At 33.7% G+C, this 12,364-nt stretch carries 9 protein-coding genes; 1 reads left to right on the forward strand and 8 read right to left on the reverse strand.

The annotated features are described in order from the left end of the window. The first annotated feature begins 18 nt into the window (after positions 1-18). Positions 19-1,134 (forward strand): DNA polymerase III subunit beta, encoded by a 1,116-nt coding sequence (gene dnaN, locus N4A45_07465; GenBank protein MCT4665054.1) that lies wholly within the window; start codon positions 19-21, stop codon positions 1,132-1,134. A gap of 81 nt (positions 1,135-1,215) precedes the next feature. Here the strand turns inward: dnaN and N4A45_07470 are convergent, their stop codons facing one another. From N4A45_07470 to N4A45_07505, 8 genes are all read right to left on the reverse strand, one after another. Beyond that, complete coding sequence (locus N4A45_07470; GenBank protein ID MCT4665055.1) at positions 1,216-3,537, reverse strand: hypothetical protein; 2,322 nt, start codon at positions 3,535-3,537, stop codon at positions 1,216-1,218. Positions 3,538-3,763: 226 nt separating this feature from the next. Next, positions 3,764-6,616 (reverse strand): carbamoyl-phosphate synthase large subunit, encoded by a 2,853-nt coding sequence (gene carB, locus N4A45_07475; protein ID MCT4665056.1) that lies wholly within the window; start codon positions 6,614-6,616, stop codon positions 3,764-3,766. Positions 6,617-6,734: 118 nt separating this feature from the next. Continuing rightward, positions 6,735-6,893, reverse strand: coding sequence for a 50S ribosomal protein L34 (gene rpmH, locus N4A45_07480; GenBank protein MCT4665057.1), 159 nt, complete (start codon positions 6,891-6,893; stop codon positions 6,735-6,737). 92 nt (positions 6,894-6,985) lie between these two features. Continuing rightward, positions 6,986-8,383, reverse strand: a complete 1,398-nt coding sequence (locus N4A45_07485; GenBank protein MCT4665058.1) for a redoxin domain-containing protein — start codon at positions 8,381-8,383, stop codon at positions 6,986-6,988. Positions 8,384-8,649: 266 nt separating this feature from the next. Further along, the gene (locus tag N4A45_07490) at positions 8,650-9,066 is read right to left on the reverse strand and encodes a nucleoside-diphosphate kinase (protein MCT4665059.1); all 417 of its coding nucleotides are present in this window, start codon (positions 9,064-9,066) and stop codon (positions 8,650-8,652) included. Between the two features lie 78 nt (positions 9,067-9,144). Next, entirely contained in the window at positions 9,145-10,098 is a 954-nt protein-coding gene (locus N4A45_07495; GenBank protein ID MCT4665060.1) for a transketolase family protein, read from the reverse strand. Positions 10,099-10,121: 23 nt separating this feature from the next. Then, a complete protein-coding gene (locus N4A45_07500; GenBank protein ID MCT4665061.1) occupies positions 10,122-10,967 on the reverse strand; it encodes a transketolase in 846 nt (281 codons plus the stop codon). A gap of 112 nt (positions 10,968-11,079) precedes the next feature. Then, positions 11,080-12,303 carry a metallophosphoesterase gene (locus N4A45_07505; GenBank protein ID MCT4665062.1) on the reverse strand — a complete coding sequence of 408 codons (1,224 nt, stop codon included), beginning with the start codon at positions 12,301-12,303 and terminating at the stop codon, positions 11,080-11,082. Between the last annotated feature and the right edge of the window lie 61 nt (positions 12,304-12,364).

Here is a 12,364-nt window from a genome sequence, read left to right on the forward strand (position 1 = left end):
AAAAACAAAATAAAAAATATGCAATTTTTAGTTTCAAGTACCAGTTTGCTAAAGCAGATTAGCATTGCAAGTACGGTAATCAGTAATTCTAGCTCGATGCCTATTCTTGAGAATTTTCTGTTTACAATAAAAGAAGATGAGCTGATTATTTCGGCAACTGATTTGGAAACTTCAATTGAAATATCTCTCGAAGTACAAGCAAAGTCGGAAGGAATTATCGCAGTGCCTGCGAAAATGCTTCTAGATACGCTCAAGAATTTCCCAGAGCAACCACTCACATTTTTTGTTAACAAAGAAAGAAATTTAGTGGAAATTAGCTCTATGCAAGGGCAGTATGAGCTAGCATTCCTAGATGGAAGAGACTTTCCAGAAATACCAAAAGTAGAATCAGAGGATACGATTAAAATCCCAGCTCAACCTCTTCTTTCGGCTTACAATCATACACTTTTTGCAACAGGAAATGATGATCTACGTCCTATAATGACAGGAGTGTATTCTGAATTTTCACCCAATGGAACTACTTTTGTTGCCACCAATGCCCACAAACTCGTTAGATACAAAAGAGAAGATATAAATTCCACAGAAGAAGCCGCTTTTACTTTGCCTAAAAAGCCAATAAATGTTCTAAAAAGTATTTTGAGTAGCAAAGAAGAGGAGTTAACGCTTACTTATAACGCGAATAATGCCTTTTTTGAATTAGAAAATATCCGATTAACTTGTCGTTTTATTGAAGGGAAATTCCCAAATTATAATGCGGTAATACCACAGGATAATCCAAATAAACTCTATATAGATCGTGCTACTCTAGTGAATTCTGTTAAGCGTGTAGCTGTGTTCTCAAACAAAACTACGAATCAAGTAGAGTTTGCACTCACCAATAATATGTTGGAACTAAAAGCAGAAGATTTAGACTTCTCTAATAAAGCAGATGAAAAAATCCAATGTCAATTTGATGGAGATTTTAATATTGCCTTTGATTCAAAATTCTTGTTGGAACTTCTTCAAAACATTACTAGTGATGAAATTGTAATTGAAATGAGTCAGCCAAGTAGAGCAGGAATTATACGACCTGCAGGAGAACAAGAAGACACTAATGAAGATGTCTTGATGCTTATTATGCCGATTATGGTGTAAACTTTTGTTTTGTCAAATATTACAAAATAGTAAAAGCAATTTTCGGAAATTCGAGAATTGCTTTTTTTTGTTCAATAAAAATTAGTCAATATGATCCTTTGTAGATATTATGTGATTGTTGTAGAAAAGACTAGATGCATTCATTTGGTAAACATCAACTCCCTTTTCTTTAACCAAGAGATCATCGATATGTAAACTTGCTTTTGAGTTTTCTTTTCCTTTTGATACAATATAAATTCTATTTTGAGGATTTCTAACTTCAAAATCTACTTCCATTAAAGACCAGTTTTTGTGGAATACTTCGGCCTCCACTGGAAAAAAAGTGCTAGAATACCATTGATTATTTTTTTCATCATATTCCTCTATAATTAATCGGAACCATTTATTTAAGGCATCAGGTTCTCCATGATACATCCAAAGGCTTAAATTGTATTTTTGATGCTTTTTAAATGTATTTGGAAGGAATTCAGCAAATGTATTTTTTCCTTTTTTACAAGATGCAAAAGCACCATTTCCTCTAAAGGTTGTATCTGATTTTAAGTTTTCAAAACTGTTATAAAACAAAAATGAATTTGAATCGGATAATAAAAATTGACCTTGATTTTTTAGTGATGACAAATTTTTATTAAAAGTATTAACAACAGTTGATTTGTCATCTTTAAATAAAATATCAGGGCTAATTTCCAGTAGGTCAAAATCCTGGTTGCTTTGGAGTAATTGCGCTTTTTCTATAAGGATATTTTCATATTTTGTGTATAAACCTTTAGACTTGAGAATTAGGAAAGGCTTGGAATCTTTTAACTCTTTTTGAATAGGTTTCGGATAATAATTGGGAGAAATAATCTGAATAATTCTTTTGCTCTCTTCTATTGAAGTTCTCGCTAAATTTGAATTAACCAATGGAATACCTGTGTGATAAGATACAACCATAGATTGTAACATTGGTTTTGCTTGTCGGGGTCTTGAAAAATTTTCTGAGCCACTGTGATAAAAAGGCAAAGCAATAATCCCTTGATATTTTTCTGGTGAAATTCTTTGTAAAGATTGATGGAAGGTATCGCTAAGATGTTTTTTTGCAAAAATATTTTTCGATTTAGAAATGCTTTTAGAGGTTATCTTGTGGTAGTTGTATCCTTCAAAACAGCTAATAAATCCGATGATAATTACAAAAATTAATTTAAGACTTTTTTTACCTGATTTTTTTTGCCATGTCATAAAATACACTGCCGAAAAAATTGTAAAGACAAAATAAAATGGCCAAACGAACCTTCCTGTGGCTCGAAATTGTTTAATTGCTGGGAAAATATCTAAGAGATCAGGGAATTGTTTAAACGGAATTCCCATCGCAAAAAGAAGTACAAATACAGACGCAAGTAAAGAAATATTAAAAAATTTGCTGCTAAAGATAGTGGCTAATTTAATTCTTAATTTCTTTTTAAAAATACTCAGAATACCCATTATTAAGAAGCTTAAAAAGAGTAATGTATTCATCATTCCTAAATAACCTCTTGCCTCCCATTGAAGTCTAATTTTTCCACCTGTAAGTTGATCTAAGTAAGGTCTAAAAGGAGCATGAGACGGGAGCAAAATATCATCTAATTCTGCATTATACAAAAAGAAACCCGATGGATTATCGGTTCGCCCGATATGTGTGTCAGAAAATCCAAGATGCAAATAAAATAAGATAATAGGTAGAATGACCGACGATAGAAGCCATAAATCTTTATTGCCTTTTTGAAAGAGTTTTTTTTCAATAATTATTTTAGCACATAAATATGCTAAAATAAAAGAGAGTAAAATCATTCCTAAATATGCATGAATAAACATCCAAAACAGATTACTGATTAATAAGAGTAAATAAATACTCTTCCTAGGGTTTTTATAGGATTTTAGAATAAGTAACCATGTGAGCGGAAAAGCAAAACTATAAGAAAGGGCAAAATGCCCAGTTATTCTAAGTATTTGAGGAGCTAATAAGGTGATTGCCAAAGAAAAAATAATACTAAGCCAAGGGTCTTGTTTTAATTCCCTTAAAATTTTATAGACGACTAATAGTGTAAAAAAAATAGAAAGGATTAAAATAACGTTTAGAATTCCTACAGAATAAGTCTGAAAAAATGGGAAATATTCTGCCAAGTTTTTGAAGGATCTTGCAAGAAAAGGATGACAATCTGTAAAAAGGTAATTCTCACCATAAGGATAATTCATTCCCTCAAAATTGGTACTACTTTGACCATGTTTGATGTGATAAGCATAGGTGAAATAGTTTTTTATTCCATCTCCTTCATGACTGAAAATGTATTCATTTGGGTTCCATAATATTTTTCCATAAAGAATATGGATAAATAGAAGCCCTAATCCGATAAGGATTACATTTGGAAGTTTATTTTTAAAAAATCTCATTGATTACTTCAAAATAATAGATAGTGATGGTAAATATAGAATATTATACCGATTTTTTGTCAAATTTATTACTGATGCTGAATTCTCGGTTTAATTTTATCCCTTTCTATTTGAAATCAAGATTAGGCTTAATTATTTTTTTTCTATCTAAAAGCTCATAAAAAGAACACCCAACAGAAACGCTTTTTGTTGGGTGTTTGTATTGAATAAAGATATTTTCTTTTTCTTATCTACTCAAGAACATTCTTCTTTCCGAGTGAATTTTCTTAAAGAAAGGATCTTTTAAACTATCTATAAAATAGATTTTTTCTCCAGTCGATTTCATTTCAGGACCTAATTCCTTGTTTACATTCGGGAATTTCTCGAAAGAGAAAACAGGTACTTTTATCGCGTATCCTTCTTGTGTAGGATTAAAGTCAAAATCAGTTACTTTTTTCTCACCTAGCATAACTTTAGTAGCGTAGTTTACATAAGGTTCTTGGTAAGCTTTTGCGATAAATGGTACGGTACGAGAAGCTCTTGGATTTGCCTCAATGATATAAACCTGATCATCTTTGATAGCAAATTGGATATTGATTAATCCTACCGTTTTTAGTGCCAAGGCAATCTTCTTGGTATGGCTTTCAATTTGTTCCATTACTAATGGTCCTAAATTAAAAGGAGGAAGTACGGCGTTAGAATCTCCTGAGTGAATTCCACAAGGCTCCACATGTTCCATTATTCCGATAATGTGTACATTTTCACCATCACAAATAGCATCGGCTTCTGCCTCAATAGCTCCTTCAAGATAATGATCTAGCAATACTCGGTTTCCTGGGATAGATTTAAGTAAATCGATCACATGTCTTTCAAGTTCTTCTTCGTTGATCACTATTTTCATTCCTTGTCCACCCAAAACGTAAGAAGGTCTTACTAGGATAGGGAAGTCAAGTTTTTTTGACAATTCAATAGCTTCTTCAGCTGTTTCTATTACCCCATATTGTGGGAAAGGAATTTTGTTTTCATCTAATAAATTAGAAAATCTACCACGGTCTTCTGCTAAGTCTAAAGCATCAAATGAAGTTCCGATAATTTTGATTCCATATTTATCGAGCTTTTCGGCTAGTTTTAGGGCTGTTTGACCTCCGAGTTGTACAATAACTCCTTCTGGTTTTTCATGCTGAATGATATCGTAGATATGTTCCCAGAAAACAGGTTCGAAATAAAGTTTATCAGCCGTATCAAAGTCTGTTGAAACAGTCTCTGGATTACAGTTGATCATGATCGTTTCATACCCACACTCCTTGGCGGCCAATACTCCATGTACACAACAGTAATCAAATTCAATACCTTGTCCAATTCGGTTTGGTCCTGAACCTAAAACAATAATTTTTTTCTTGTCGGATACTTTACTTTCATTGTGAGCAACAAGTTCATTAGTTTTTAATGATGATTTTGGCTCAAAAGTAGAATAGTAATATGGTGTAGATGCTTCAAACTCGGCTGCACAAGTGTCAACAAGTTTAAATACACGCTGAATATCATATTCTTGACGCTTATTATAAACTTTAGACTCAAGACATCCAACTAAATTGGCGATTTGTCTATCGGCTAGTCCTATCATTTTTGCTTCAAGAAGCATTTCTGGACTTAGGGTTTCTATGCTGTGTTTTTCAAGTTCGTACTCAAAAGCGATTGTTTTCTCAATTTCTCTCAAGAACCATTTATCGATTTTGGTATATTCTTGAATTCTTTTTAACGGAATTCCTAATCTAAAAGCATCGTAAATACGGAATACTCGATCCCAGCTTGCTACTTTTAGTGCATCAATAACGTCATCTTGGTTTGTCCAATATTTTCCATCGGCTCCAAGACCATTTCTTTTTACTTCTAGTGACTGACAGGCTTTTTGGAGTGCTTCTTGGAAACTACGTCCTATTCCCATTACTTCACCTACAGATTTCATTTGAAGTCCTAGTGTTCTATCAGATCCTTTAAATTTATCGAAATTCCATCTTGGAATTTTTACAATTACATAATCCAAAGTAGGCTCAAAGAATGCAGAAGTAGTTTTTGTTATTTGATTATCCAACTCATCAAGGGTATAACCAAGGGCAAGTTTTGCTGCAATTTTAGCAATAGGATATCCTGTTGCTTTAGAAGCTAATGCTGATGATCTTGATACACGAGGGTTGATTTCAATAGCTACAATGTCTTCATTATTATCAGGGCTTACTGCAAACTGAACATTACATCCTCCAGCAAAATCTCCGATTGAGCGCATCATTTTAATAGCCATATCTCTTAGTTTCTGAAAAGTAGTATCAGAAAGAGTCATGGCGGGTGCTACAGTAATAGAATCTCCTGTATGGATTCCCATAGCATCCATGTTTTCAATAGAACAGATAATGATTACATTATCATTTTTATCTCTAAGAAGTTCTAATTCATATTCTTTCCATCCAAATAGCGCTTTATCTATTAAAACTTCGTGGATAGGAGAGGCGTGAAGTCCATTCTTAAGAGATTGCTCAAACTCTTCTTTTTCGTAAACAAATGAGGCTCCTGAACCTCCTAGTGTAAATGAAGGTCTTATTACCAACGGAAATCCAAGTTCTTGTGCAATCTTTTTACCACCCAAAAATGAACGAGCAATTTTTGCGGGTGCAACAGGAATTTCTATTTGATTCATCAATTGGCGGAATTGTTCTCTATCTTCCGTAATATTGATGGCATCGATATCAACTCCAATGATTTTTACATTGTGGTTTTCCCAAAGTCCGTCCTTATCTGCGTCTATACACAGGTTTAAGGCAGTTTGCCCTCCCATGGTTGGAAGAACGGCATCGATTTGTGGATTTTCTGTCAAAATTTCCTCAAGTGATTCAATAGTCAATGGTTTTAGATACACATTGTCTGCTGTCACGGGGTCTGTCATTATAGTTGCAGGATTGGAGTTTATTAGTGTCACTTCAATACCTTCTTCTCTTAATGAACGAGAAGCTTGTGATCCTGAATAGTCAAATTCACAGGCTTGTCCGATTACGATAGGTCCACTTCCAATAATAAGAACTGATTTGATGGAATTGTCTTTTGGCATTTTTAGATGAGTTGTTTGTAAAGTCTAAAGATAATAAATTCTTAATACACTTAGGTATAGTTAAAAAAAAGGTCTTAATCGAAAAAACGATAAGACCTTTAAATACTTTAAAGTATGTTTATTTTTTATGTCTTGGCTCAGACGAAACAGTTAGTTTCTTTCTACCTTTTGCTCTTCTTTTAGCCAATACTTTACGTCCATTGGCAGATGACATTCTGTCCATGAAACCGTGCTTATTTCTTCTTTTACGTCTAGATGGTTGATAAGTTCTTTTCATCGTTTCTTATTTTTGACAAAGCGTTTTTGACGCCTCTTTTCTAATCCTTATTTCGAGGGGCAAATATAAGTATATTTTTTTATTTGAACGAATTATTTCATCCATTTTTTTGAGATTGATTGAGAATTATCTTCATAAGTTTTTATCTCAAAATAGAAACTATTCTTTGTGGGGTAGGAAATATCTTGTCCTAATAAGTTTTTGTAATTCGTATATAATACTGTTTTTGCTTTGTTTAGTTCAATTTCTTCGTGAGATAAATATCCGTCGGATGCTTGGAAATTAACTCTGTAAGCTTCATCAAATATTCCGAATCTACGGATAACTGTTCCCGTTTCTGTTTCTGTTATTTTTACGTACCCATTTCCATTAGTACAGCAAATGCCGTCTTTGTTTTTATCAAGTATTAAAAAGTTATAGCAATGATTAATGTCGAGTGTGAATTGATTTAAGTGATTTCCTTGTCCTATTCCAGTTATTTTATTTTTACTGGTGTCTATTCCGTGGATTGCTAAAAACTTTTCATCCGTTTGATCAAATAATGCCCAAGCTGTTTCTTCGGGGTATTTATCTGTTTGAATTTCGATCGTAATTTTTTTGTTTACGATATAATCAATTTTATTAAGGCTGCGGTTGTTGTTTAATATATTTTCATAAGGAGCTGTTGTACTCAATTCTAACAAATGTGGGAGGGAATCAAATTGACTAATTGGTAAGGTAATGGTAAACTCTATGAGATCATTAGGATTTATTGGTGTTGTACTACTATGATTGTACAATGAAACCCCTTTTGCATCATTAATGTCTATGGTGAAGTCATTAATGGAATTTGTACCCGTATTTTGGATATACCCTACGAATGTGTATTCATCACCGCATCTATAATAGACAAATTGTAGGATGTCTAAATCGTGTAAAACAGGAAGGTTTTGAGAAGATAAAAAAGCTTTATTGAGCTCCGTTAATGTAAAAGTAAAGGACTGGATTCCACTTATGATTGTGTAAGATTTATCTGGAGAGATTACAATATATGAAGGTGTGGACGTTACATTATTACTAAGGAAAGCATCAAGACCATCTAGGTTAACAAAAGAGTGTTTGATTCCCCAGTTTACAGGGATTTCTTCACCATTATTAAGTCCCATATTTGATAAACTCTGTAAAGTGTTTGATTCGACACTGATTATTTTTGCCTTATCAAGTGCTCCATAAGTTTCGTGAAGGTGATTTAAAACAAATATTTTATCTACACAGGAGGAGTTCCACACAGAAAAAAAACTTAATATGATGGTTTTGTTTTTATTGAGTTCTTGATACAGATCAATGCTTTGTCCATTTTGGTCAGTCCATTGATAGTTTGGGAAATTTCCATAAGATGCTGAATGTCTAAAGGCTAATTCTTGCCCTTGAAATTTTTTTAACTCGCCTACAAATTCTTGACTCCAAGATAATTGTGCAACTAAAAGAAATAAAACTAAAAACCTATTCATACCTATTTATCAAAGGAAGATAAGCACAAATTTTGTGCCACTTCTTTTATTTATCAAAACTCAATAAAGCAATAGTTTTCTGACAGTTTATTCAATAGTCAAAAATCGAAATGTGCTTTTATTCTAAATGAATACTTTTGTTTTGACTTCACGCAAATATCTGAAAAAATACGAGAATGTTTAAAGGTGTCTTTAAATTTTCGAACAAAAAAAAACTGACCAATTTTTTTGGCCAGTTTTTGATGTTATAAAATCATTTTCTATTTCTAGAAACGATCTTTTGAAGCAAAATGGAATGAAGCTTCGATTTCTGCATTTTCATCAGAATCAGAACCATGAACGGCATTTGCATCAATAGATTCTGCATATTTTGCACGGATAGTTCCTTCTGCCGCTTCTTTTGGATTTGTAGCCCCAATAAGGGTACGGAAATCAGCTACTGCATTTTCTTTTTCCAAAACTGCTGCTACGATAGGTCCTGAAGTCATAAACTCCACTAAATCGTTAAAGAAAGGTCTTTCGCTGTGTACTGCGTAAAAACGCTCTGCATCTTGACGAGACATTTGGTACATTCTCATTGCAGTAATTTTGAATCCTGCAACAGTAATATCGTTTAAGATAGCTCCGATATGCCCTTTAGAAACAGCATCCGGTTTAATCATTGTTAAAGTCTTGTTTGACATAGTCTTTGTATGTTTGTTTTTTACAAATTTTCGAGGGCAAAACTACAAAAAAAAATATTTTGGTAGTTTAAGCTAATATTATTTTCTTGAGATTACTTTTTCTGCAGCTTTTACAATGGCGTCGGCATTTAATCCGTATTTATCCATTAGTTGAGCTGGAGTTCCCGATTCTCCAAAGGAATCATTTACCGCTACGTATTCCATAGGAACAGGTTTTTCTTCCATCAATACTTGAGCAATAGAATCTCCTAATCCACCATTTCTTTGGTGTTCTTCAGCAGAAACAACACATCCTGTTTTCGCTACCGAGTCTAGAATGGCCTTCCTATCTAAAGGTTTTATAGTGTGAATATTAATGATTTCTGCAGAAATTCCTTTTTCTTTTAAGGTTTCCCAAGCCTGTAGTGCTTCCCAAACAAGATGTCCAGTTGCAAAAATGGTCACATCGGTTCCATGCTCTAATTCTAAAGCTTTTCCTATCTCAAAGTTTTGATTTTCTGGTGTAAAATTGGCTACTTTTGGTCTTCCAAAACGCAAATATACTGGTCCGTGATAATCGGCAATAGCTTTTGTTGCAGCTTTTGTTTGATTATAATCACAAGGGTTGATTACCACCATTCCTGGAAGCATTTTCATGAGCCCAATGTCTTCAAGAATTTGGTGAGTTGCTCCATCTTCCCCAAGGGTTAAACCTGCGTGAGATGCACAGATTTTTACATTCTTATCAGAATAGGCTACCGATTGTCTAATTTGATCATAGACTCTACCTGTAGCAAAGCTGGCAAATGTACCTGTAAATGGTATTTTTCCTCCAATAGTCATTCCTGCTGCCATACCTATCATATTAGCTTCGGCAATTCCTGTTTGGAAAAAACGCTCTGGGTGGTTATTTGCAAAGGCATTCATTTTAAGAGAACCTGTAAGATCTGCACATAAAGCAACTACTTGGTCATTCTCTTTTCCTAATTCTTCTAATCCTGCTCCAAAACCAGAACGTGTATCTTTTTTATCTTCGGCGATATATTTTTTCATCTTCGTTTCTTTTTTTGGGTGACTTAATAATCTCCAAGAGTTTCTTCACACTGAGAAAGGGCGTTTGCAAGTTGCTCATCATTAGGAGCGATACCGTGCCATTTGTGGGTTCCTTCCATAAAATCTATTCCAGCACCCATTTCTGTATGTAGTAGAATAACAATAGGTTTTCCGTTTCCAGTTTTTTGTTTTGCTTCTTGAATTCCATTAACAACCGAATTCATATCATTTCCTTTGGAAACAATAATTACTTCCCAATCAAAGGCTTTAAACTTGGCTTCCAAAGAACCTAAGCTTAATACATCGTCGGTACTTCCATCTATTTGTTGACCATTTACATCAATCGCACAAATAAGATTATCTACTTTATTTGCAGCAGTATAAAGAACAGCTTCCCATATTTGTCCTTCTTGAATTTCACCATCACCATGAAGAGAAAACACCAGTTGGTTGTCTCCATTAAGTTTTTTGGTTAATGCAGCACCTGCGGCCACAGACATCCCTTGTCCTAATGAGCCAGATGCTACACGAACACCAGGAAGTCCTTCGTGTGTAGTTGGATGTCCTTGAAGTCTTGAATCAATACTTCTAAAGGTGCTCATTTCTTCTGTTGGGAAATAACCAGATCTTGACAATACACTATAGAAAACAGGAGAAATATGTCCGTTAGAAAGGAAAAATAAATCTTCTCCTATTCCGTTCATGTTAAATTGTGGATTGTGCTTCATTTCTGAAAAGTACAAAGCGACTAAATAGTCTGTACAACCTAGAGACCCTCCAGGGTGTCCCGATTGATTTTGATGCACCATTCGTACGATATCTCTTCGTACCTGACTTGCAATTTTTTCTAGCTCTGAAATAGTTGCCATGGATTGAGGTATTAGTTTTTGCAAATATACTTTTTTCGAATGCGATATAATATGCTTATTGTCAAAATAGTTTTTATTGCCAGCCAAAGTTGCTCAAAGCTATGTTTTAAATTTATGCTTTTTTGAGTGTAATTACGGATATTTCTGGCCAGATACCTATTCTTCCAGGAAAGGCATGATAACCAAAACCTCTGTTAACATTAAGATACTGATGATGATTCTTATACATTCCTGCCCAATATTTATATACATACTTAACAGGACTCCATTTGATCCACCCAGGTATTTCTATTCCCATCTGGAAACCATGTGTATGACCACTTAGGGTAAGATGATAATTTAAAGGATGGTCTTTCACTTGATGTTCCCAGTGAGAAGGATCATGACTGAGTAGAATTTTAAAATCCTTGGTAGAAAGCCCAGCACTGGCTTTTTCCAAATCACCTTTTTGGTGAAATCCTTTTCCCCAATTTTCTACACCCACTAAATGCAGAATGCTGTCATTGATGGAAAGCGGAGTATTTTCGTCCATGAGAAGTTGAAATCCAATTTTGGAATGTATTTCTTGAATCTCTTTGAAATTTTTTGCTTTTTCTTCTTGAGAATCCCATGGAATATAGTCGCCATAATCATGGTTTCCTAAAACCGAATATTTTCCATGATTCGCATTTAATTTAGAAAAAGAATCGATCCAAGGATTCATTTCTGAGGCTTTATTATTTACTATATCCCCAGTAAACAATATAAGATCTGATTTCTGTTGATTAATTAGGTCAATTCCATAATTGATTTTTTCCTTATTATTAAAACTTCCTGAATGGATGTCAGATATATGAGTAATTTGAAAACCATCAAAATCTTTGGGTAAATTTTCAAAAGAGAGTTCATAACGAATTACTTTATAATTAAACTTTCCTTTGACCACACCATAAATTAATCCTGCAAAAGGAATACTAGCTAAACCAAGTCCTAATTGGGAAATAAATTTCCTACGTGAAGGATAGGAAAGGTTCGATTCTGATGAGAATTTGTTTACTAAGAATTTGAGAAAACGAAAAAGATCTTCAATTAATAAGGGGAGGATAATAAATAATTTGGGCAGAAGTAAAATAACAAAAAAGCCCATTACAAATTGAGAAAACCAAGTTTGTCCGTCTTGTCTATTATGACTCAAAAAGCCCATTAAAATCCCAATATAGGAGAGTGTATGAAAATAAATCCAAACTTTTCGTATCCATCTTTCAGACACCATCGTTTTGATAGATTGAAAGGCGTACCATTCAACAACTAATAACAAACTTGTTGTTGCAATTATAATAAGTAGTGTTCTAAGCATTTGTCAAAATTACCAAAGCTTTTCTTGTGAGATCTATTTTTGAATTTGATTTTCGGTTAAT

The organism is Flavobacteriales bacterium, from assembly GCA_025210805.1.
Taxonomy (GTDB): domain Bacteria; phylum Bacteroidota; class Bacteroidia; order Flavobacteriales; family CAJXXR01; genus JAOAQX01.